This window comes from Spiroplasma endosymbiont of Lasioglossum villosulum, from assembly GCF_964020195.1.
Lineage (GTDB): Bacteria > Bacillota_I > Bacilli_A > Mycoplasmatales > VBWQ01 > Spiroplasma_E > Spiroplasma_E ixodetis_A.
The window spans coordinates 30,161-53,733 of sequence record NZ_OZ026539.1 but is presented as its reverse complement, the minus strand read 5'-3'; the positions used below and the strand labels follow the sequence as shown (position 1 = coordinate 53,733).

General features: G+C 23.2%; 29 protein-coding genes and 1 pseudogene. 2 read left to right on the top strand and 28 right to left on the bottom strand.

Annotation, left to right across the window (positions count from 1 at the left end):
• Positions 1–53 precede the first annotated feature (53 nt).
• The 11 genes from AACK81_RS00280 to AACK81_RS00230 all read right to left on the bottom strand — a co-directional run bounded on the left by AACK81_RS00280 (position 54) and on the right by AACK81_RS00230 (position 6,657).
• On the bottom strand, positions 54–752 hold the full coding sequence (locus AACK81_RS00280; RefSeq protein WP_338961643.1) for a hypothetical protein: 699 nt from the start codon (positions 750–752) through the stop codon (positions 54–56).
• Positions 752–1,186, bottom strand: a complete 435-nt coding sequence (locus AACK81_RS00275) for an alkaline phosphatase (protein WP_338963001.1) — start codon at positions 1,184–1,186, stop codon at positions 752–754. Before AACK81_RS00275 ends, AACK81_RS00280 begins: the two co-directional genes overlap by 1 nt.
• Before the next feature lie 27 nt (positions 1,187–1,213).
• The gene (locus AACK81_RS00270; RefSeq protein WP_338961641.1) at positions 1,214–1,747 is read right to left on the bottom strand and encodes an alkaline phosphatase family protein; all 534 of its coding nucleotides are present in this window, start codon (positions 1,745–1,747) and stop codon (positions 1,214–1,216) included.
• Positions 1,748–1,886: 139 nt separating this feature from the next.
• Positions 1,887–2,252: a hypothetical protein gene (locus tag AACK81_RS00265; RefSeq protein ID WP_338961639.1), complete on the bottom strand. Its 366-nt coding sequence runs from the start codon at positions 2,250–2,252 to the stop codon at positions 1,887–1,889.
• A gap of 19 nt (positions 2,253–2,271) precedes the next feature.
• Positions 2,272–2,652: a hypothetical protein gene (locus tag AACK81_RS00260; RefSeq protein WP_338961637.1), complete on the bottom strand. Its 381-nt coding sequence runs from the start codon at positions 2,650–2,652 to the stop codon at positions 2,272–2,274.
• Positions 2,653–2,830: 178 nt separating this feature from the next.
• Complete coding sequence (gene rplA, locus AACK81_RS00255) at positions 2,831–3,511, bottom strand: 50S ribosomal protein L1 (RefSeq protein ID WP_338961635.1); 681 nt, start codon at positions 3,509–3,511, stop codon at positions 2,831–2,833.
• Position 3,512: 1 nt separating this feature from the next.
• Complete coding sequence (rplK, locus tag AACK81_RS00250) at positions 3,513–3,959, bottom strand: 50S ribosomal protein L11 (RefSeq protein ID WP_338961633.1); 447 nt, start codon at positions 3,957–3,959, stop codon at positions 3,513–3,515.
• Positions 3,960–4,137: 178 nt separating this feature from the next.
• Positions 4,138–4,770 (bottom strand): transcription termination/antitermination protein NusG, encoded by a 633-nt coding sequence (gene nusG, locus AACK81_RS00245; protein WP_174481439.1) that lies wholly within the window; start codon positions 4,768–4,770, stop codon positions 4,138–4,140.
• A gap of 19 nt (positions 4,771–4,789) precedes the next feature.
• Positions 4,790–5,221, bottom strand: a complete 432-nt coding sequence (gene secE / locus AACK81_RS00240) for a preprotein translocase subunit SecE (protein ID WP_174481440.1) — start codon at positions 5,219–5,221, stop codon at positions 4,790–4,792.
• A gap of 11 nt (positions 5,222–5,232) precedes the next feature.
• On the bottom strand, positions 5,233–5,382 hold the full coding sequence (rpmG, locus tag AACK81_RS00235) for a 50S ribosomal protein L33 (protein WP_174481441.1): 150 nt from the start codon (positions 5,380–5,382) through the stop codon (positions 5,233–5,235).
• 177 nt (positions 5,383–5,559) lie between these two features.
• Complete coding sequence (locus tag AACK81_RS00230; protein WP_338961629.1) at positions 5,560–6,657, bottom strand: hypothetical protein; 1,098 nt, start codon at positions 6,655–6,657, stop codon at positions 5,560–5,562.
• Positions 6,658–6,828: 171 nt separating this feature from the next.
• Here AACK81_RS00230 and AACK81_RS00225 point away from each other — a divergent pair, with 171 nt between their 5' ends.
• Positions 6,829–8,076 carry an ISNCY family transposase gene (locus AACK81_RS00225; RefSeq protein ID WP_338961626.1) on the top strand — a complete coding sequence of 416 codons (1,248 nt, stop codon included), beginning with the start codon at positions 6,829–6,831 and terminating at the stop codon, positions 8,074–8,076.
• Positions 8,077–8,228: 152 nt separating this feature from the next.
• On the opposite strand, the gene AACK81_RS00220 is transcribed toward AACK81_RS00225, so the two are convergent.
• The 8 genes from AACK81_RS00220 to AACK81_RS00185 all read right to left on the bottom strand — a co-directional run bounded on the left by AACK81_RS00220 (position 8,229) and on the right by AACK81_RS00185 (position 13,842).
• Positions 8,229–8,648 carry a hypothetical protein gene (locus AACK81_RS00220; RefSeq protein ID WP_338961431.1) on the bottom strand — a complete coding sequence of 140 codons (420 nt, stop codon included), beginning with the start codon at positions 8,646–8,648 and terminating at the stop codon, positions 8,229–8,231.
• A gap of 185 nt (positions 8,649–8,833) precedes the next feature.
• The gene (locus AACK81_RS00215; RefSeq protein WP_338961623.1) at positions 8,834–9,520 is read right to left on the bottom strand and encodes a hypothetical protein; all 687 of its coding nucleotides are present in this window, start codon (positions 9,518–9,520) and stop codon (positions 8,834–8,836) included.
• Positions 9,521–9,541: 21 nt separating this feature from the next.
• Positions 9,542–11,170 carry a hypothetical protein gene (locus tag AACK81_RS00210; protein WP_338961621.1) on the bottom strand — a complete coding sequence of 543 codons (1,629 nt, stop codon included), beginning with the start codon at positions 11,168–11,170 and terminating at the stop codon, positions 9,542–9,544.
• 7 nt (positions 11,171–11,177) lie between these two features.
• Positions 11,178–11,303 (bottom strand): hypothetical protein, encoded by a 126-nt coding sequence (locus AACK81_RS00205; RefSeq protein WP_338961619.1) that lies wholly within the window; start codon positions 11,301–11,303, stop codon positions 11,178–11,180.
• 58 nt (positions 11,304–11,361) lie between these two features.
• The gene (locus AACK81_RS00200; RefSeq protein WP_338961617.1) at positions 11,362–12,150 is read right to left on the bottom strand and encodes a hypothetical protein; all 789 of its coding nucleotides are present in this window, start codon (positions 12,148–12,150) and stop codon (positions 11,362–11,364) included.
• A gap of 128 nt (positions 12,151–12,278) precedes the next feature.
• Positions 12,279–12,692 carry a hypothetical protein gene (locus AACK81_RS00195; protein WP_338961615.1) on the bottom strand — a complete coding sequence of 138 codons (414 nt, stop codon included), beginning with the start codon at positions 12,690–12,692 and terminating at the stop codon, positions 12,279–12,281.
• Positions 12,674–12,826: a hypothetical protein gene (locus tag AACK81_RS00190; protein ID WP_174481447.1), complete on the bottom strand. Its 153-nt coding sequence runs from the start codon at positions 12,824–12,826 to the stop codon at positions 12,674–12,676. Before AACK81_RS00190 ends, AACK81_RS00195 begins: the two co-directional genes overlap by 19 nt.
• Before the next feature lie 107 nt (positions 12,827–12,933).
• Complete coding sequence (locus tag AACK81_RS00185; RefSeq protein ID WP_338961611.1) at positions 12,934–13,842, bottom strand: ankyrin repeat domain-containing protein; 909 nt, start codon at positions 13,840–13,842, stop codon at positions 12,934–12,936.
• 279 nt (positions 13,843–14,121) lie between these two features.
• Between AACK81_RS00185 and AACK81_RS00180 the strand changes: the two genes are divergently transcribed.
• Complete coding sequence (locus AACK81_RS00180) at positions 14,122–14,676, top strand: hypothetical protein (RefSeq protein ID WP_338961609.1); 555 nt, start codon at positions 14,122–14,124, stop codon at positions 14,674–14,676.
• 36 nt (positions 14,677–14,712) lie between these two features.
• Here AACK81_RS00180 and rlmB read toward each other — a convergent pair whose 3' ends face one another.
• From rlmB to AACK81_RS00135, 9 genes and pseudogenes are all read right to left on the bottom strand, one after another.
• Positions 14,713–15,453: a 23S rRNA (guanosine(2251)-2'-O)-methyltransferase RlmB gene (gene rlmB, locus AACK81_RS00175; RefSeq protein WP_338961607.1), complete on the bottom strand. Its 741-nt coding sequence runs from the start codon at positions 15,451–15,453 to the stop codon at positions 14,713–14,715.
• A 12-nt stretch (positions 15,454–15,465) separates the two neighbouring features.
• Complete coding sequence (gene cysS, locus AACK81_RS00170) at positions 15,466–16,797, bottom strand: cysteine--tRNA ligase (protein WP_338961604.1); 1,332 nt, start codon at positions 16,795–16,797, stop codon at positions 15,466–15,468.
• 184 nt (positions 16,798–16,981) lie between these two features.
• The gene (locus AACK81_RS00165; RefSeq protein WP_338961602.1) at positions 16,982–18,418 is read right to left on the bottom strand and encodes a hypothetical protein; all 1,437 of its coding nucleotides are present in this window, start codon (positions 18,416–18,418) and stop codon (positions 16,982–16,984) included.
• A gap of 200 nt (positions 18,419–18,618) precedes the next feature.
• Complete coding sequence (locus AACK81_RS00160) at positions 18,619–19,329, bottom strand: hypothetical protein (protein WP_338961600.1); 711 nt, start codon at positions 19,327–19,329, stop codon at positions 18,619–18,621.
• Positions 19,330–20,454, bottom strand: coding sequence for a bifunctional folylpolyglutamate synthase/dihydrofolate synthase (locus AACK81_RS00155; RefSeq protein WP_338961598.1), 1,125 nt, complete (start codon positions 20,452–20,454; stop codon positions 19,330–19,332).
• 18 nt (positions 20,455–20,472) lie between these two features.
• Positions 20,473–21,420, bottom strand: a complete 948-nt coding sequence (locus tag AACK81_RS00150; protein WP_281748707.1) for a hypothetical protein — start codon at positions 21,418–21,420, stop codon at positions 20,473–20,475.
• Between the two features lie 110 nt (positions 21,421–21,530).
• A pseudogene (locus AACK81_RS00145) lies at positions 21,531–22,203 on the bottom strand (uracil-DNA glycosylase).
• Positions 22,204–22,251: 48 nt separating this feature from the next.
• A complete protein-coding gene (locus AACK81_RS00140; RefSeq protein WP_338961592.1) occupies positions 22,252–22,689 on the bottom strand; it encodes a 23S rRNA (pseudouridine(1915)-N(3))-methyltransferase RlmH in 438 nt (145 codons plus the stop codon).
• Positions 22,689–23,501 carry a hypothetical protein gene (locus AACK81_RS00135; protein WP_338961590.1) on the bottom strand — a complete coding sequence of 271 codons (813 nt, stop codon included), beginning with the start codon at positions 23,499–23,501 and terminating at the stop codon, positions 22,689–22,691. The genes AACK81_RS00140 and AACK81_RS00135 overlap by 1 nt, the downstream gene beginning before the upstream one ends.
• Positions 23,502–23,573 lie beyond the last annotated feature (72 nt).

Below are 23,573 nucleotides of genomic sequence, written 5' to 3'. Positions count from 1 at the left end.
AATATCATTCGACAACTAATAATAACAATAAATAAAGAAAAACTAAGTAATGACTAAACCACATTATCTTTTATCTTTTCTCAATTTATTCATCACTGAAAATTAAGACCAACTAAAAAAGCTAATAACCCAGGTATCAGTTGTAAAAATCCACCCTCACGAAATGATACATAAAATAAATCTCAATTAAAGTTATCATATCAATATAACTTACTAGTAAGTTGCAAGTTAATACTAAATATTAAAACTATTATTAAAAAAATACTAGTAATAACTAAAGTTATTATTTTAACAATATTTCAACTTTTATTACTTAAAGAAAAATGGTTAGTAACAACTTTTACTAATGCGCTACCACCAATAATAATTCATATCATTCATTTACCATAATCAAAAAATAATAATTTAAATCATAATCCTATCATATAACCTGTTGTTACATATCCTTCTTTAAAAGCAAAAAAATCTAAATACATAAAACTTGTAATTAAAGATAAAATCATAATAGCTAGTATTAATTTACTATACTCTTTTCAACTAAAATTATTATTGGCACTTAAAAAACCAAATGATATCAATATAACAAATAACATTGGTGAGCAAAAATAAGCATTAAAAGCATATAAACTACCACCAATATTTAAAGTAACATTTTGTACATTATTTCAAACAATAAAAATAGTAGCAAGCACAATAAGTAATCTAATGCCATTATTTCGAAAGTTAATTTGTTTAAAATTGATAATATCCATTACTTAAACTCCTCACTATGATCATACATATTTGTCATATCAAAAAAAGGTGTTAAAATTGGCTGACCATCTCAAATTATTGGTCGTGAATTAATATCTAATAATCAAGCAATAGTAGCTGGAATATCATAAATTTTAATTTTATCTGGAATAATTCCGTATTTTGGAATACAATTTCCTGCAAAAAGCAAAGGAATTTTTTGTTCAGCATCAGAAGAATGACCATGATATTGTGAAACACCTCCATGATCAGAACTAATAATTAATAAGATATCTTCTCACATTTCTAAATCTTTTAAATTTTCAATAATATCTCCAATATATTTATCAGTCTGACTAATTGCTTGATAATATTCTTCACTATTTCATTCACGTGAATGACCTGCTAAATCAGGATTAACATAATAAAAAAATGAAAATAAAGGTTTATTAATTAATACATTTTTCGTATTTTCAAAAGTTTATTTATCATTTTCTGTTGCACAATAATTACCATTATTACTAATTAAAGTTTTTATATTTTCTTGCCCTTTGGGCTGAAAATTAGCAATCATTTCACCTTCACTAGCATAACCAAATAAATTTTTTGAAGGACCATACTTATCAATAATAGAACTAAAAATACTTACTTGATCAGCTTTTACTTCAGCATGAACAGTATGATGAATATTTCACAAATCTTGATCAACAACACCATGCTTAATAGGATCTGTAGCAAACATAACACTTGCTCAATTTGCAGCAGAAGAAGTTGGTAAAACATCACGTGCTTCCAATGTATATGCACCATGATGCATTAAATAGTTCATATTTGGACTATAACCACTTTTTAATGCATAACTGGCCATACCGTCAATACCCACCATAACTACATGTTTAGGTTTTTTTGCTTTAGGAACCAATTGATTAGTTGGTTCATTTGTTAAATAATCGTTACTATGTGGTACATAATTTAAAATTGGATCGCGATAACTATCGTAACTAATAGTTATCATAATCCAAACTACTACTCACACAATATTTATTAGTAAAAAAACAATTATTTTTTTAGAATTAAACATCATAATACACCCTTTTTAATGAAATAATGATTATTAAATTTTACTATAAATAAATTTATGAAGTAATTATATATTAAATCCTTGACTTTCATCATCCTCTAACTAATAAACTAACTCCAAGAACAAAACATATTGGTACAATAATGATTAAAAAAATAATTGCAAAATAAACTTGTTCAAAAGGATGAGAAACATAAGTATTTTTAGCCGCTTCTATATCTAGTTGATCTCAATTATAAAACAAATTAATAATACCATAGTGTTTTAAACTTCAAAAACCGTTACCAAGAAAATTATTATAGTGATCATTAAAAATAGATGTTCCAAATAGTATTAAACTAATTATTAGAAAAAGCAAAGTTAAAATACATAAGAATAATCCTAGTTTTTGCTTTCAATCCCAAGATGTAACTTTTTTATATTCTACATTTTTATCCATATTTAACACTTACTAAACACTAAGAATATAATCAACGTTTAAAATAACCAAATATTAAAGATAAAACACTAACACCAAAAAAGATAGCAGTTAAAATTACTGTAAATACAATTCCGACAACTACTTGCGCAAGAGGATAAGTTAAAAGTTTATCACTAGTAGCATCTGTTCACATTTGATCATAGCCAGCTTTGCTTAAAAAACTATCAAGTCCTCATACAGAAATAACATGAAAGCCATTTCCGGCATATTGTGAAACACCTCCACTTGGGGCTTTAAAATTGGCTGTTGCAATTAAAATTAGTCCTAATGCTAAACAGAGCAAACTAATTACCAGTGAGGCAAAGCCAATTTTTATTCCTCAATTTTGTTTCTTAAAAAGATTTATAAGATTTTTCATTAAGGTTTCTCCTTTACTACCTAATTATTTTATTGTTTTACCAAAATAATGTATTAATTGGTATTATCACAATAAATAAATTATAGCGTAAAATTTTTTTAAATATTAAAAAAATTATGAATAAAAACATAAAAAAATCATTAGTACTTTTACTAATGATTTTTTCTATATTATTATATTATTCTTCAATTAATACTTTAATACCAGGGCCCATTGCTGTAGTAATACTTATATTTTTAATATAAGCACCCTTAACCGCTGCGGGTTTAACTTTTCTTAAAGTGTTAAGAATTGCTAAATAATTATCTTTTAACCCTTCTTGTGCAAATGATACTTTACCAAGAATAACATGAATATTACCTTGTTTATCAACACGATATTCAACTTTACCTTTACGAATATCAGCTATTGCTTTTTGAACATCCATTGTTACTGTTCCTAGTTTTGCTGTAGGCATTAACCCTTTTGGTCCTAATACTCTACCAATTTTTCCTAATTCACCCATCATTTCGAGTGTTGCAATAATAACATCAAAATCAAATCAACCTTTTTGAATTTTTTCAATCATTTCCTTACCACCAACAAAATCAGCTTGACTTTCCATTGCCTCTTTTTGTTTAGTAGTAGTTATTACTAAAACACGTTGTGTTTTTCCGGTCCCTGCTGGTAAAACAATAGAACCACGTAACATTTGATCAGCATGTCTTGGATCAACATTTAAACGAAATGCTGCTTCAACTGTTGCATCAAATTTTAATGATGAAGTTTGTTTAACTAATTCTAAAGCACGATCAATTGGATAAACTTTAGTGTTATCAACTAATTTTGCAACTGCAAGATATCTTTTACTTCTATTCATATTAAACACCTTGCTTTCCATCTTCAACAGTAATACCCATATTCTTGGCTGTTCCTGCAACAATTTTAATTGCATCTTCTAAAGAATAAGCATTTAAATCAGGTAATTTAATTTGAGCAATTTCTGTGATTTGAGCAATAGTAAGTGTTCCTACTTTTGTTAATTTAGCATTTGATGAACCTTTTGCAAGTTTCAATACTCTTTTTAAAAGAAATGTTGTTGGTGCAGTTTTTATTTTAAAGTCAAAAGTTTTATCTTTATATGCTGTAATAAAAACTGGAATTGGAACTGGATTAACATCATCTTTTTGATCTTTGGTTTTATCGTTAAATTCTCTACAAAAACGTGGCATATCAATACCGAATGATGCTAAACTAGCACCTGGTTTGGCACTACCAGCTGGTAATTGAATAATACCTTCACGATTAATATTTTTTTTATCTGCCATGAGCAACTCCTCCTAAATGGATTCTCACTGTGGTCCAAACGAATAAATCTTCCACAAGTTTAAACATAATTAAAGTCTATTTATATATATAAATAGTACTTTACAAATAATAACATCATTATAATTAGTAGTCAAATATATTTTAATTTTATTTTACATAAAAATTAAATAATTTAAACTAAACTTTAATTTTTTTACAACTATCATATTCTACTTTAATTTCGGTTTGACGACCAAACATATCAACAGAAACTGTTGCAACACCCTTATCTTCATCTAATTTAATAACTTGTCCTTCTCGGCCTTGTAAAGCACCAGAAGTAATATGAACAAAATCATTTAACTCAAAATCACGAATAATTTTTTTTGTCTCTTTAACTTTAGGTTGTGATGAATTTTTAGAATTACGATATAACATTTCATTAACTTCTTTAGTAGAAAGTGGAGTCGGTGGTACACCTTTACCACTAGAACCAATAAAACCATTAATCCCTGTTGTATTACGAATATCATATCAAGTATCTTCGGTTAAAATCATATGAACAAAAATATAACCAGGAAAAATATTTTTTTCAGTTATTTTTTTATCTTTATCTGGTATTGCTTCTTTAACAACCCTAACTTGAAAAATATTATCTTTTAAATTTAATTTTTTTTCAATTTTATTTTTCAAATCAGCAGCAACTTTATCTTCATGACCTTTGTTACAATTAACAATATATCATTGTGCTTGCTCAATTCGATGTTTATGTGTTTCTTCTAATGATGTAGTTTTCACTAAAGGGGTTTCTTTTTTTATTCTTTCGCTCATTTTTTGGCATCTCCATTTTTTACATTATTTTTAATAAAGGTAATACAAATAGTAATAACTGCTCAATTCCATAAAAGAATAGTGCTAAGACAGCAATAAATAATACTGTTGTAATAAATTTATTATTTAATTGTTTTCTTGGTGTTCAACGAGTTCTTCTAATTTCTCTTGATAAGTATAAGAAAAAATATTTATGATAAGTTCTCGCTTCTTTTTTATAATAAAAACGTTCTTCAGGCGTACGATTTTTACGTTCTTTTTCTCAAATTTCGCTAATATTAACCTTTTTATTTTTATCGGCTGTTCGTGGATCAAAACTTGGTTTTCCTTCAGAAGTTCTTTTTGTTCTTAAAGGTTTAATTTTACGTAAAATATTAAATTTACTTTTTAAAAGAGCCAATTTTTCAGGATTAATTTTTGGTTTTTCTTTTGATTTGTCTTCTGCACTCATGAAAATTTCTCCTAACGTGATTCCTTATGTAAAGTATGTTTTTGACAATGTTCACAATATTTTTTTAGTTCCATACGCTCTTTATATTTAATCTTATTTTTGTATGTATGATAATTACGATTTAAACACACAGTACAAATTAAAATTATTTTTTCGTTCATTAAATTCACCTAGAAAATTTAACCATTTTTAATTATATTATTATTTAAAATAAGTGTCAATTTTAAAATATTTTTATTTTAAAAACAAAGTTAAATTTTTAATCTTTCTTTAAAATTCATCATTTCTAAAATAATTGTACAAGAAAAAATAAAATAATAAATAAAAAATAATTTTAATTAACTATTAATACTTCCTAAAAGTGGTTGTCTTTCATTGGGTTCTATAATAACTTCTGACATATCATTATTTGCATTTGTAACAAATTCCGGCTCAAACTCATAATCAGGAATTTTTAACTTTATTCTTTCCTGTTGACTATTATCTTCAATCTCTGTTACTAATTCTACCTTTTTATTTTCGGGAGTATAATTATCTATTCATTCTTTAAACATTGTTAATGTTGGTCTTCAATCTTTTATTTTTCCGAGTTTAACAAAACTAGGAATTGTTTTATCTGAATGTCTCATTTCAAACTTATCTCAATTATTTTTTTCTAAATACTCATATATTTCCTTTAAATCTTTATTACTCAAAATACCTTTATATAAAGAAAAACTTTTTGTAATGTGTTCTTTTCTTTCATTAATAATTTTAATAATAATTTCCTCTTTACTATTTGAAGTATTAGATTTACTCATTGTAGAAAAATATGTATGACTAACATCCATCATTGCTGAAATTGACATTAAATTTCCTCCCACAATATTACCATTTGTAAAATTAATGCCTGCAGTTGCAAAAGTAGTAAGTGATTTTAAGTATTCAATAGTTTTTGTTACTTTTTGAATTTTATATAAATCAAAACCTGATATTCCACTAAGCACTTTAACTAATCCATTTGTACCAGTAAATAATTTATTTAATGCAATAGAAATCATTTCTGGATTTAATTCATTACTTACAGCATCTTCTGTTAATTGTTCAGCAATTTCAGAATAAAGTCTTTCATTATTTGGTGGTAAAGTAGGAAAAGTGGGTAAATTTGGCTCGGTAGTTGTACTACCACCAGTTTCATTTAAATTATACGCTTGTCAAATAACTCAACCACCAAATGCAGCATATAATATATCAGCTACTCCACTTTTAATTAATTGGTAACGTTTTTCAATATTACTATACCTAGTAACAGACTTAAGTCCTGCTATTGTTAGTAGAACTCTTGTTGTCGTATTACTTCAATTTTGTGCACTTAATGCTCCTGCTCTAACTGGACCATGAAGATTATTCAACGCTTTTTGTACTTCTTTTCATGTTTCTTCTTTATTTATTTTCATTTTATTTATTCCTTTCATAGTTAAAGTAGTTTTAAATTAAATTTTTAATTTTATTGATAAGATGATACATAATTATTCATTAATAATATTGTCATTATTTAGTGATAATTTCCTATTAGTTATCGAGTAAAAATTTCCCAAAAGTGAAGTTAAATATACTTGGTGATAAATATGGAAAGAAGTATGACTATGAAAGAAAAATATAAATACAAAATTATAAATGATATTATTATTAATAAATTATCTAAACATCAAGCCAAGAATAAACTTAATCTAACTATTAGAAGAATTAACCAATTAATTCAAATTTTTAATAGAGAAGGTAAAGTTGATTTTATTCATAAATCTCGTAATAAAATTTCTAATAAGGCAACAAATTTTGAAATCAAAATTAAGATTATAAACTTGTATAAAACAAAATATTATAATTTTAATTTTCAACATTTTCATGAGAAATTAATTAATGAAGAAAAAATTAAGATTTCATATAGCACACTTTATACTATATTAATTAAAGAAAAAATTACTTCACCAAAAAGACATAAAAATAAAAAAAATAACTTACATCCAACAAGAAATCGAAGAACAAATTTTGGTAAATTAATTCAAATGGACGCCAGTAATCATCATTGATTTGGTAACGATAAACCAAAATCATTTTTACATGCTGCAATTGATGATGCTACAGGAAATATTGTTGGACTATGATTTGATCATCAAGAAACATTAGATGGTTATTATAATATTTTTTATCAAATTTTAACTAATTATGGAATACCAAAAACATTTTATACCGATAATAGAACAGTTTTTGGATATAAGAAAAAAGTTGATGCAGGAAAAATAAATACAGAAAATGACACTTATACTCAATTTCAAAAGTCCTGTAATGATTTAGGTGTTGAAATAATCAGAACTTCAATTCCGCAAGCTAAAGGTCGCGTTGAACGCTTATTTGGAACACTTCAAAGTCGTTTAATTAGTGAATTACGACTTAATAAAATTAGAAATTTAGAAGAAGCTAACAAATTTCTTAAAACATACATAAGTACTTTTAATAAACAATTTGCCTTTCCTATTGATGATACTAAATCTGCTATGGTTAAAGCTCCTACACAGGAAGAAATCAATATTTATCTTTCAAGATTTTCTAAAAGAAAAACAGATAGTGGTTCAACCATAACATATTATGGTAAAAAGTATTTTCCTTATAAAAATAACAAAGTTCAATACATACAACCTAGAACTGATGTAATTGTACTTAAATCATTTATTAATGAATTATATCTTAGTTACAATAATCAAATGTATGAACTAAAAGAAATAGCACAAAAACCAATTATAAAAGAAAATTTAATAAAAACTAAAAAAGTTTATATACCCAATAAAAATCATCCGTGAAGATATGGATATCAATAATTCTGAATTAAAATTAAAAATCTATTTTATAAGATATTTAATTTTATAAATACTAAACCATATAAAATTTTAAAACGTTTGCGTATGAGCAAATTTGGTGTTCTAAAATTGATTTTAAATATAAAAGAAATTATAATTGCAATCTCTCGTTTTTACATTTGTGGTAAGTTTGATTTAGTCGGATTTATTAATAAATTATTTAAAGTTACATTATTAATTTTATTAACATCTATATTTATTTCACTATTTGATTTTCTTATATATAATTCTTTTACTTTTTTAATATTTCCAAAAAGTTCTTTTGATATTTTTATAAAAAAATCATTTTTTTCTTTAATTATTTTATTTTTATCAATTTTTCCAAAAGTAAATATTTTCAATATTGAATAACTAATTTTTTTAAATTTGCTAATCTTTTGTTTTTTTAAATTTTCATTAATATCAACAATAGTAGTTTGAGCTAAATTAACTCTATTACTAATAATTTCTGGAGTAAATTGATTTTTATCAATAATTATTTTTTTCAATTCTCTATTAATTCATTCATATTCTTCTTGTAAATTTTTATTCATTTTTTCATCCTTTCAAAATAAAAACTCATTTACTTTGAAATTAAAGCAATGAGTTAAAAACTTATATTAAACTTAATTAAATTATACAAAAAAAAGTTCGCAAATCAAAATTTAAAGCTAAATTTTTAACGTTTATTTGGAATTCGTGTTTATATTTATTTAACACTGTAACTTTCCAAAATAATTTATTTTTTTATAAATATTTTTGGGAAATTTTCACTCGATATTGACAGACAAATTCCCCTACTATTTTTTGAATGAGATTGAGCAATATAATATAATCCCAATGTTTCACTTAAATTATCATAGTTCTTAATTGCATCAATAATACCTTTTGTTCCAGTTAATGATATATGAGTATTAGCACCACCAAATTGAATAAAAGTAAAATTACTTTTAGACTTTTTATTTGAAATATAAGCTGTTGTTGATATTTTGCTCAAGTTTTGTTTTTGAAAAATTTGCAAATCATTAGTACTTGTTAATTGTTCTTCTTTATAATTAATAGCAGCAATTTCTTTATCAAACTCATTAATAACATCTTTATTTATCTTTTCAGGATTATAAGTTAATTTAAAATTCTCAATATAAATATCTTTTACATAAGGTTCTAAACTTGGATTATCAATAATACTTTTAACATCAAAAAGATGATATATTCCATTTTCATCCTGACTATTTAAAATAGTACTATTACTTAAATTACCATACGTAGTATTAGTAACAACTTCATTAGTTTCAGTTTTATTTTTATTTTCTTGTTTTAATTTATTAATACTTGTTAAATTATTAGTAATACTAGTGTTAGCAACAATATTAGTGGTTGCTAATGTTAAACTAACTCCCAACCATAAATGTTTATTTTTTAACATTTTATTTTGCACCTCAGAATTTTATTTTTTAGTAAATCTATTATAAATTTCATTTAATTTTTTTTCATAAATGTTATGAAGTTTTGGTTGATAATATTTCGTATCTTTTAACTTTGTTGGCAAATACTGTTGTTGTACATAATCGTTAGCATAATCATGTGGAAATTTATATAATTTAGCTTTACCTACTGATTTTTTTAATGTTTTAGATCAATTATGCTTCAAATAATCAGGAATTGGATATATTTTTCCTTGTAAAACATCACTATATGCTTTTTGTACTGCCAAATTAGCACTATTTGATTTCTCACTAAGTGCCATTTCAATAACTACTAAACCAAGCGGAATTATACCTTCAGGCATACCAATTTGACGAGAAGTATCAATAGCAGTTTTTACCCTAATTGCTAAAGCGGGATTAGCAAGTCCAATATCTTCGTAAACAATAATCAACATTCTTCTTAATAAAACTTCATAATCACCAGTTGCTAATAACCTTGCTAAATAATGCAAAGCAGCATTAACATCACTGCCTCTAATTGATTTTTGTAATGCTGACTTTAAATCATGATGTTCATTTCCCTCTTTAGCATTTCAATTACTTGCTTTAGACATAATAGCATTAATAATATCAATAGTTATGATTTCATTAGGATATAATTTTATTAATATTTCTAAAATATTAATTGCTATTCGTAAATCACCGGTTGCTAAATTACAGATTTTTTCTAAAATTTCATCACTAATATTAAAATTAAAAAATGAATTATTAGTAATTATTTTTTTTAAGCCTAATAACATTTCTTCATTACTAATTGGCTTTAATTCTAATAATAGACATCTACTTCGTAAAGCTGGATTAATTACAAAATAAGGATTTTCAGTAGTGCAAGCCATTAAAATAAAATTGCCATGTTCTAAATATAAGGTTAAATTATTATTTTTAATATTAACGTCCAAGGATTGAAGCATTTTATATTCTTTATCATCATCATATTTAATAATGATACCAATGTTTTTTAAATGCTGACATTTATCATTTTGTTCAGAAACACTAACAAGTTCAATATTATTTATCTTTTTTATGATATCAAAATTAATTGTCTTTTGAAAATGAATTTGATAGTTATCGCCATCAATATTAATTCCTATATTCATTTCTAAATTAATGTCATTAGTAGGAGAAAAAATATTCATATCATTAATAGCTTCTTGAAATAATAGTGAAATAAGTGAAATAGAATTATCTTTAAAAGTAATTGGATATATTACACCACTAGGAAGAACATTTGGATATAATTCAATAGAATTTAAATCTTTAACATTAAAATTGTTATTTTTAAAAATTTTTTCATTTGGTTCTTTATTTTGACATTGAATATTTATTGAAAACTCGATAGTATCTTGCAATTGATTTTTACCAACAATTGTTACTATTATAGATTTTGGTTTTTGATAATTTCCAGTAATCGCATTACTAGTAATAATATAATCTTGATCATTAAAATCTTGATGTCATTTTTGCTTACCAAACTCATTTATTTTTTTACTAACAAGGAAAGCAATATGATTATCAATATCCACTTTGCTAACATTAGTATTATCTTCAATAGTTATTAATTGATTAATTACACTTTCATCATTTTCCAATACTGTTTTAATAACAGATAATGATTTTTTTTGTTCAACTACCTTGAACATTAAAATTAATATTTAATTGACCTTTAATAATTTCACTACTATTTTTAGCACAAATAACAACTGTTATTTTCTTTTTTATCATATAATTATCAAAATTTTTTATTGAATCATAATTAATAACAAAATCACTTTTTGTTACTTTATCTGATAATGATTTTTTCTTTATTAATTTCTTCTAAAAATTTCTCTTCAATAATTTTATTAACTTGAGATTCTATTTCATTTTTAGTTCCTTTTGTAGCATCTGACATTACTACTGTTTGTGATGGAATTGTAATTCTATTGTCTAAATCAAAAATATTAAATTTTTCCGGAATAACATCATTTTCAACACTAAAATTGAAATTTAAGTCACAAGGAAACAAACCATAATTACTACCAAATTGATTAACACTTATTTCAATTTTAAACTGTTTTATTTTTTCTTTATAAGATGGTATTTTTATTGAAAAATTATTTTTAAGTGCATTTTCATCATTAATTTTAATATTAATAGCTGGATTTACTGGTAAATGTACAAAAAAATTATTAGGAATATCTATTTTATTTATTTGTAACACATTATCAATCTTTTTTAATAAATCACTAAGATAAAAATTTTTTAGTTTTTTATCAGTAGATATTAAACTAATATTGTTTAATTTATCCTTGTAATCTATCAAATTATATTTTTTATTTGTTGGACAATTATTCTTATAATAATCTTCTCAAGTTTTATCTTGATTAGGATTTCAGTTGTTGGAATTATTAGTATTTATGGCACTATTTCATTGATTATTTGCAATTATTAAAATCATAGTAGTAATAATTAAAACAACCACAACAAATAACAAAGAAAAAATTTTAAACCAATGTTTTTTTTCTTGCTTAACATTAGGTTTTTGCTTATAATTTGATTTTTCATTTTGATTAATGCCAATTTTATACATTATTTCCTCCACCAAAAATCGATAATAAAACACAAAAAAACTTTATAATGATTAAAAAATCACTACAAAGCAACAGCTAAATTATATAAATAATAAATATAACAATAAAACTTATAAATTAATTTTTATTAAATATATTTTTTGTAACTATTTTTTAATTTTAACTTTACTCGTGTTCAAGCATTATCAACTTGCTTATAGCTTAAATTTAATTTTTTCATAATTTGATGAACATTATATCCTCTTCGCTTTAATTTTAAAACTTCATTTTCATTAGTAGTAAAATTTGTAATACTAATAACTTCTTCCAAAAATGAAGTATATTCATAATCATTTTTTTGATATAAATAATCATTATATTTTAAGGCACAATTAATAATTTTATGATTATTATTTAAAAAACTTTTAACATAAGTAAATACTCCTCATTTTACTTCATAATATAAAAAATTTTGAAATGACTTGTTTTTTCTTTCTTGAAATTTAAAAATTGCCTTTAAAAAAATAAAATAAAAAGTTGATTTTAAATCATTTGTTTCCAAAGGAATAGCAAAAAACTTTTTAATAATATTTCGTAAAAAAAATCATTTTTCAATTCATATTTTTTATATAAAAAATTAAAAGCAAATTCATTGTTTTCAATACAATACAAATAAATCAATTCATTATCATTCATAATTAAATCCTCCTAAATATTTCAAATAACAAACTAATTATGAATTACTAATCAACTAATTATTTAAAGTTATGATGTATTAGTATTTAATTTTGAAATTCTTAATATTACATATTTGATCCATAATCACGTTTAATAGTTGTTTGACTCACTATTGATGATGAATCTAACAAATTTATCTTATCTTTAAAGATTTCTACTTCTGTTTGTGGTATGTAGTACTTAAATATTTCTCTTCTAGTTTCATTAGCCACTTTGTCAATTTCCTGTTCTTGATTTTGATTTCAATTTGATGATAAACTAAAAAAATCTTTTAAAAACATTTTATTTTCAATAGTTAACTGATCATAATTTTTAATTGTCAAAGCAATTTCTTTTTGTAATAGTAAACAAGCGTGATTTCATGCTGAATTTCCTGAGTTATCTTTATAATCAACATCAATTGGTCATTTATTAATTAAATAAGTTACTAATTTTTGTCAATCATTTATTACCGCTATATGTAGTAATGAATAATTTAGTTCATCAAATACTAAACTATTAATAACTTCTTTTTGTCAAAAAATTTCAATATTTGAATTATTTTTTTCATTTAATTTTTTAATTTCATTTTGCAAATATTCTAATGAATCTATTACTGATTCTTCTTTTTTTAATCAATTATCATCATCTCCCTTTATAATATAGATTATTTTTTCATAACAATTTCCTTTAAAAATCATTATTTCATTTTTAAATTTTAGAAATTCTTTAAATGTTTTTATTATTAAATTTTTATTTTTAATAGAGCAAGTTAAAGCAGTAAAACCACCTTGATTTTTATGATAAACATGAGCTTTGTATAATAATAAAATATTAAAAATTTCAATTCTTCCATTTTCAGCAGCTAACATTAAAGACGTATTACCATCTTGAACTTCATAATTAACATCAGCACCATTTTCCAATAAAACTTTAAGTGCTTCCAAGTCACCAACTTCAACTGTTTCAATTAACAGTTCATTTACTAGTTGCATACTATTCACATTTTCCTTTCAAAAAATAAAAATCACTTATTTTTTAAAAAACTATCATAAAAATAATTATTTTTATAATTTTTTGACATTACATATTTGATTAATTTAAAGAATAATAAACTACTTATGTTATTATCAACTTTATGTTAATAGTTACTTTAACAAATAAATTTTATAATAATATATAATATTTATAAAACTTAATAATAAGTTTTTTAACTCATTACTTTCATAAAAAGTAAATGAGTTTTTTTATTTTGAAAGGAAAATGTGAAACAGATGTATTTAAATATTTTAAAAAACTTATTTAAACGTAGAAAAAATCATTATCCAAGTAATAACAGTACAGATATTGAAAATAACGAGTTTTTTTTCTTCTACAATGAACAAAAAATATTATCAAAATTAAAAAAATTAAGTGAAGAAAAAGATAAAGAATTAGAAAAATTAACTAATGAAAATAATAACACTCCCAAAATAATATTACTTTCTTCAAATATTTTAGAACTAAGATCAAAAATTTGAGCTTTGGAAGAAATGTTAGAAAAGAAAATAACAACAAAAATAGAACAATTAGAAAAAAGTAAAATAAATAAATATAAAAATTTTTTTATTAAATTTTTTACTTTTTGAATTAAAGATAAAAACAAATGTGTTAATAATAAAATAAATAAGATAAATTCTGACTATACAAATATTAAAAACAATTGTAAAGAATTAGAAAACCATTTAATTGATCAAATAAATATATGCAAAAATTTAAAAGAAAAAAAATGAAAATTTTCAGAACCAAATCTAATAAATAAAGAAAAAACATTTACACCTAAAATATAAAAGTATCTTTTTTAAAAAAATATAAGTTCTTAAAATTTACGATAATTTTAACGTTTCAACGTAAATATAGTTTGCAATAATACCACAAGCAACGCTAGCATTAAATGATTCTATTTTTGGACTTATTGGTATTTGAACAATATAATCGGTATGTTTTAATAACTTTGGACTTATCCCTTCACCTTCATTACCAATAATTAATGCTAAGTTGCTACTACAATCAATAGTAAAATAATCAATTGCTTTTGCTGTTTTAGCAGCAGCCAAAATTCAAAATTTATATTTTTCTTGTAAATTATTAATTGCGGAAGTTAAATTATTAACTTGACAAACTGGAATAATACTTAGAGCACCAGCTGCAGCCTTTGCAACTGCACCATTTATTTCAGATTGATTACGATTTAAAACAATTACACCATCAAAGTCATTACCCGCTGCAATTCTTAACATTGAACCAAAATTATGTGGATCAGAAATACGATCTAAAATTAAAATTCTTAAAAATTTAGATGTTGAATCAATATTAATTAATTCATCAAAAGAAAAATATTGATAGTCTTTAACATTAGCAGCAATATTTTGATGTTTAGTAGTACCTAATAAATTATTCATTGCTTGTAAACTAATAATTTCATAAGGAATATTTACACTTTTTAAATCTTTTTTCAATTCTTGGTACTTATCTTGAACTAAAAAAACTTTTTTAATTTTTATTAATGACGATGTTGATAATGCAGCAATAATAGGGTGATAACCATAAATATATTGTAATGCCATAATTTTGCTCCTTTAAATAATATTCAAATCTTTTAATTCTTGACGAATTTTATCAGCTTCTTGGTATTGTTTTTCCTTTTTTAGTTGTTCTCATATTTTAATTTTATTTTTAATTTTTTCAGAATAATTACCAACTTTAAAATCAAATCCTAATATTTTTAAAGCAAAGGTAAAAGTATAAAAAATTTCTTGAAATTCTTCATTAAAATTTTTTTTAATAAGTGCTTCATTTAATTTTTTAATCATATTTTCAATTAAAGTAATAGTATTAGTTGTATCAATATTATTTGATAAATTTTTAATAATTTGTTGATAATAAATTGAATGATGATTATTATTACATATTATATTGTTAATAAATATTTGATATGTTCATTGTTTTAAAATATTTTCATATTTTTTTGTTGACACTAATCCATTTTCAATTGTTTCCTTATTAAAATCAATTGGTTGTTGATGATCACGATTTAATATTAAATAGCGCAATACATTTGGATGATATTGCTGACAAAATTCTTTAACCAAAATAAAATTATTTAAAGATTTTGACATTTTTTCATTAGCAATATTAACATGACCATTATGTCATCAAATATTTGACATTTTTTTATTATTAGTTGCAACAAATTGAGCTCGTTCATTTTCATGATGAGGAAATTTTAAATCAACACCACCACCATGTAAATCAATAGTTTGACCATTAAATAAATCCTCAACAAAACAAGCACACTCAGTATGTCAACCAGGTCTTCCTTTTCCTCACGGACTATTTCAACTAATACCTATTGTTGTTGATTTTCACAAAGCAAAATCTAGATTATTTTCTTTAGCAACTAAATTTTTAATTCTAAAATTTGGAATTAAATCTTCAATATTTTTATGTGCCAAACTTCCATAATCTTTTAACTTATTAACTTTAAAATAAACATCACCAGCAGTAACATATGCATAATCTTTAATAATTAATTTATTAATAAATTCAATAATCTTTGAAATATATTCACTTACTTTTGGTAATTTTGTAGGAGAAATAATATTTAATTTTTCTAAGTCTTCATAATATGCTAACGTATATTTTTCAGTAACTTGTTGTTCTGTTATTTTTAAATCCGCAGCTTTATTAATAATTTTATCATCAATATCAGTAATATTATGAACATAATTTATTTTATAATTTTGATCAATTAACAAACGATGTAAAACATCAAAAACAAGTACACCACGAATATTGCCAACATGAATATAGTTATAAACAGTAGGACCACATAAATACATATTAACTTGCTTTTTATTAGGGACAAGCAATTGCAATCTTTGTGAAAAACTATCATAAATTTTAATCATTTAATTAACCCTTCTTAATAAAGTTTAGTTTTCATATACTCTATTATACTGTAAAGAATATCAATCTGTAACAAAATAATTTTTTAAATTTAAAACTCTCTTTAACAAAGAGAATCATTAATAATTAAAAAAGTATTAATTATTTGAAATTTCATAATTTTTGATAGATATCATTTTTATGTTTTTATTTTTTTTCAGTTATATATAAATTTCCTTTATTAGAAGGAGCTATTGTTCCTATATAAATAGTATCATTAATATTTGTTAAACTTCAAATTTCACCATTATCTTCTTTTCAACCAGATACTGGTTCAAACTTAGCATTAATATCATTAGTATTTATCTTATATAGATTTCCCTTTTTATTAGCAGTTGATGTTCCTACATAAAGTACACCATTAATATTTGCTAGAGCATGAACTTCACCATTATTATCTTTTCAATTAGAAACTGGATTAAATTTATCATCAGTATCGCTTTTGTATAATCTTCCATTACCATTGCTAGTTATTGTTCCTATATAAATTACACCATTAACATTTAATATACTTAAAGCTACACCATTAGTAGCAGTTCAATTAGTAAGATCAGTAACTTGATCAGAACTATTAATTTTATATAATTTTCCACCTCTAGTATCTTTTGCTCCAACATAAACATCACCATTATTAGTACTTACTAAAACATGAACTTCACCATTAGTATCTTTTCAATTAGAAACTGGTTCAACTTTAGCATTAATATCATTAGTATTTATCTTATATAGATTTCCCTTTTTATTAACAGTTGATGTTCCTACATAAAGTACACCATTGACATTTGTTAAACTTCAAACTGCACCATTACCTTGTTTTCAATTACTCATTAATTCAAATTTGCCATCACTATTACTTTTATATAAATTTCCTTGACCAGAAATTGATGTCCCCACATAAAGCACACCATTAATATTTGCTAGAGCATGAACTGCACCATTACTTTCATCTCAACTTGAAACTTTTTTAAAATTAGTAATAGTACAAGACAAAGTAACTTCATTTTTATAGTTACCTTTACCATTAATAATAATTGCTGTAGTGTTAATAATTTTTTTAATATAAAAGTCATCTTCAGTTAGAGCCAATGCTTTAATATTTTTGTCTTTAATAATTTCTAAAATTTCAGATTTATTTGGTTTATCTAATTGACCAATATAAATAATACCTAATTTCTTTTCGGTAATAATCATATTTAAATCAGTTCTTGTATCTGTAATTTCTATATTTACATTTATAGTTTTTTCACCAGTAAAGTTTTGTGAGTTTTCTTTAGCACTTACTTTAGTATTTAATATCCCTTGTACAATATCACTTTCTTGTAAAGAGCTACCATCATATTTAGTAATATCAACATCACTTATTTCTAAATTGCTAAATCCTGATTGTTTTTTTAATTGATCAATTAATTGTAATTTAAATTCATTAACACTATCTTCAATTATAATAACGTTGACATTATCTTTTAAATATTTTAAATCAGTTTTTCTAACCGGCGCAATCCTTTCTCCATCACAAGTGACGACACTTATACTTGTTACTCCAATTAAAGTTACTACTGCTAGACTACTTAGTAATTTCTTCATATATCTTTACCACCTAATCTTTAATATTTTAATACAATCATTTTACATGATTTCTATATCAATAAAAATAAACATGCTATTAAAATTAAAATAGTAATATTAAAAAATTACTATTAATTTAATATATTCTCAATAAAGAGATAAATTTAAAAATGTTACAAAAAATATCAGAAATTTTAATTAAATAATTATTTTTTGGTTTATGCTTCAGGTACTCTATTATATTGTAAAAATTGCGGATCTGTAGCGAAATAATATTTTTTAAATTGATTTTCTAAATTTAAAGTTTTCTTTAATGCAGAATAACAAGTAACAATTAAAAAAACATTAACCGTTAAATCAATAGGATATTTTATAACTCTTAATGGAAAATACATTAATCATAAAGGTGGTAATCCAGGAAATAATATTTTTAATGCAATAGGATCAGTACCAGTAATAATTAATGAAGTAATAGCATAAGCAATTGGCAAATATCAATAAAATGTCTTTTTACTATAATAAATTTTACTAAAATTCAATACTAAATAGTAAGGTAATATACATCATAAAATACTAGTAAAAGTAAAAAATAAACATGGTGATGCACCACTAGTACTAAATAATAAACCTAAAAAATCACTGGCAATACCACTAAGAAAACCTAATATTCCACCACAAAAGAAACCTATTAAAACTAATATAAAATTACCCAATTTAATTTCAAAATATTTAGAAAATGGTAAACTTTTTAACATTAAAGCACCTGTTGTATTTAAAGAAACAGCTAATGCTAACATTATTCCACTTAAGCAAATAAAATTTATTTGCTTTATCTTTTTTTTATTATCTTTATAATCAAAAACTGTGATTAATAAAAAAGTAATTAAAATTAACACTCCACCAATTATATTCAATAACAATACATTCATTTAATTACCACCCTTTTTTATCATAATTATTTTCTTTGTTCTTAAATAATTATAAACATCTGCCAAAAAATAACAAGAACCCGTAATTAAAATTATTTTATGAGGGCTACATTTAATCATTTTTTGATTATCAAAAAATTCACCAGTAATACTATTTAAATTACTATTACTACAAATAATAATATTATCTGATACTTTTTTTAAACAACTAATTAATTTTTGTGGATATTTATTTTTTAAACAAGAAAATATAATTTGTTGAGGAATAATTTTATTAATTTTTAGCGTTTTAATTAATGCTTTAATACCATCAATATTATGAGCAGCATCAAAATAAATAGTTTTATCATTAATTTGATATTTCTCAAATCGTAATCTAATATTAGTATTATTAATGATTTTTAAAGCTTGTTTAATATTAATTTCTAAAAATGTTTTTGAAATTACTGTTAAAACTAATTCTTTATTTTCTTGATAGTATGGTTGATTGATTAATCTTGGAGAATATATAGGTTTATAACCTTCCATATCGATTTGCTTTTTTAATTTATTATTTAAATTACCTGAAATAAAAAGATTTTTTGTCGTTGATTTTACTATTCCCAATTTTTGATGTAATATTTCAGATGTAGTTTTACCAAGTCTATCTTGATGATCTTTACCAATTGAAGTGATAATAGCATATGTTGCATCAATGATATTTGTAGGATCAATTTTTCCACCAATCCCAACTTCAATTATTGCTCATTGCACATTTTGTTCTTGAAAATAAATTAATGCAATTAAAGTTAAAATACCAAAAAAACCTAATTGATAATATTCAATATCATCAAAAATCAAGTCTCTAATACGAACTAAATCTTGATTACTAATCATTCTATCATTAACAATAATTCGTTCATTAACAAACTCAATATGGGGAGAAGTAAACAAACCAATTTTTTGTTTTAAGGTTTGTGATAATATAGCAAAAATTAAACGCGATACTGAACCTTTACCGTTTGTTCCAGTTACATGAATATACTTAATATTATTGTTTAAATACTTTGGAGTAATAATTTTTAATTTTTTTAAACAATCTTTATTTGAATATTTAGATATTTTTTTAAAAAATTCTTCATTCATATTTTTAAAATCCTTTATTTAATAATTATTATTATCAATATTAATTAAAGGATTAACAGTTCTTCAAGTCACATAAATTATAATTGAATTAATTATAATTTTAAGAGGCGCTTGCACAATTCTCATAATTGCTGTTACTCCATAATCCTTGGCATTAGGATCAAATAAAGTCATATCAGCATAGGAGGCTATAAGCACTGTTGTTACATACTCGGCTACTACCGCTAATAAAATAATTGGTAAAATTTCTTTAATTCTATAAATTTCTTTTTTCAATAAATAATAAAATAAAACACTATAAATACTTAATAGGCCAATAATGCCACCACCACCCATAATACTAGCCAGAACATATTTATTAACAATAATTCCTGACATAGAATATGATGATTGCTTACCTGAAATAACAATATACATGCCACCACCAGCAAAGAAAATAATAAAAAAATTAATTAAAGCAAAAATAACTCATGGATAATCTTTTAGTTTTACTTTAAATATTCCAGCAATTCCTGCCAAAAAACCAGTGAAAATAATACAAAACATATAATAAATGCTAATATATGAAGGAACAAATAACATTACTAAAATATCCGTTACTGCAGCACAAATAATACCTATAATTGGACCAAACATATAACCGGTTATTTTAATCATTAAACCCTCAAAAGCAATTCTAATTGGTGGTAATACTGTAATGGGTATCGTAATAGAAACAATAATAGTTGCCACAACTGATACCGAAGATAACATTGTTATATAAGCAATATTTTTAGTAGTAAAACGAACACCTTTATATTTATCTTTACGAAATCATTTTCAAAAACTATTCATTAAAATATATGCTAACATTATGCTACTTAAAGTAATAATTAAATAAATAGCTGTAGATCTACTAAATAAATTTAAGGTATTTAAATCATATCGTTGAGAAAATATGTGATTAAATATTAAATTATTGGGCATTTAAATAACCACCATTCCCGAAATATTCTTTAAAACTATATTAATTTTAACAAATATATCATAACATTGTTTGCTTAAATACATATAATAAAATTAGTATTTTTTTATTTTTATCACTTAATGGGAGTTTTATTTTTTGAAATCAATCAATTATTAGTTTTGCTAAATGGTCTTGAATTAAAAAAAACCATTATAAGCACTTAAAGGTGAAGGATGTGCACTCTCAATAATAAAATGTTTTTCTGTGTCAATTAACATTTTTTTATTTCTTGCATTTTTACCTCATAAAATAAAAACAAGATTAGTACAGTTTAAATTTAAAAATGATAAAACATGATCAGTAAAAGTTACTCATTGATATTGTAAATGACTATTAAGTTGACTTTGTCTGACAGTTAAAGTTGTATTTAAAAGCAAAACTCCCTGTTTAGCTCAAGTTGTTAAATTACCATCATTATCTTTTTCAATATTTAAATCATTTTTTAGTTCTTGAAAAATGTTTTTTAAACTTGGTGGTAATGGAGTATTTGTTTTAACACTAAATGCTAAACCATGAACTTGATTTGGCTGATGATAAGGATCTTGACCTAATATTATTACTTTAACCTTTGATAAAGGAGTTATTTTAAAAGCTTGAAATATTTCTTCTCATTGAGGATAACAAAGATAAGTCTGATATTCTTTTTTAATATCTTCTAATAATTTAGTAAAATATGTTTCTTTATATTCTTGTTGAAAAAATTCTAATCATGAGGAATCAACAAATAAAGTTTTATTATACATTTCTTTCACCTACTACTTATGATAACTTTAATTATTAAGTATTTGTAATTAACAATATATTTGCTCTAATAAAACAACATAACATAATTGATGAGGTAATGTTATTTTACCAAAGGAAATTTTAATTAAATTAATATTGTCTTTTAATATTTGTGCGACACCATTACTACCACCAATAATAAAACCAATTTTACCTTGTTGATAAATTTGATTTTTATTAATCATCTGTGATAATTGTTCGCTACTTATTAATTGTCCTGATAAATGTAATAAAAATCATTGATAATCATTATTCTTTGATATGTATTCAGTGATTTTATTAGTTTCAATTTTAATATTATTAGGAATTGAATTTAATTTAGACTCGATAATATTTTTTGTTTCAATATTAGTTCGTTTTTTAATTCGTTCTAAATAATCTTTGGCAGCTGATTTTCAATATGTTTGTGACAACTGACCAATACAAACAATTTTAATATTTATCATTATGATTCTGAAAAAGTCATGTTATTTATTCTTTCATGAACCACTTTATCTGGGTTACGAAAATCAACATCACCCAAAGCTTTATCAATAGTATTTGGATTAATAACAACTATTTCTTTTTTATTTTTATCAACTCATAAACTAAAACTTACATCAATTTGAATATTAAAATCAATTTTAAAAGTTTTATTCATTTTTGAATCTTTCATTATAAAGAATAAGTGAATTCAACCTTTTTTAATAATGGTTTTATTTTTATCATCTTTAAAGTCAGTAATTTTTGGTGAAACAATACTAGTTTTAGCAACTTTTGAAGGATTTTCTGCTTCTGTTGGTGTTTCATATGTAACATATCAATAACCATAATATTGCTGTTTAGATATATCATTATCAGTTAAACCAAAAACTAAAAGACTTCCATTTGCATCTTTACAACTAAATGGTTCATTCATTACTTTATTTGGATCATTATTAACATTATAATTAATACTCTCATAATTACCTGATTTATATTGATCACTATTATAAAAATCCCTAGCAGCATCTGTAACTTCTAATGCATTACGATCAATTCTAATTTTGTCTGCTGCTAGTTGCATAAATGCAGTAAGTAGTTTATATAAAAGTTTAGTATCATATTGATAGTATTTATTATAAACATAATCAACTAACGGATCACCATCTTTGTTTGATGGCTCGTTTTTAAAATTTGTTTCAATCTTTGAACCATCTCCAGTACCACAAGCCACAATAGTACTCACAGAAGAAGAAAGTAAACTAAGTGTTGAAAATAAAGTGATTAATTTACGCATTTGATTGTTATTCTCCTTAAACTAAATAATAATTAAATATTCACTAAGAATTGTAACTTATTTTTTTATAAA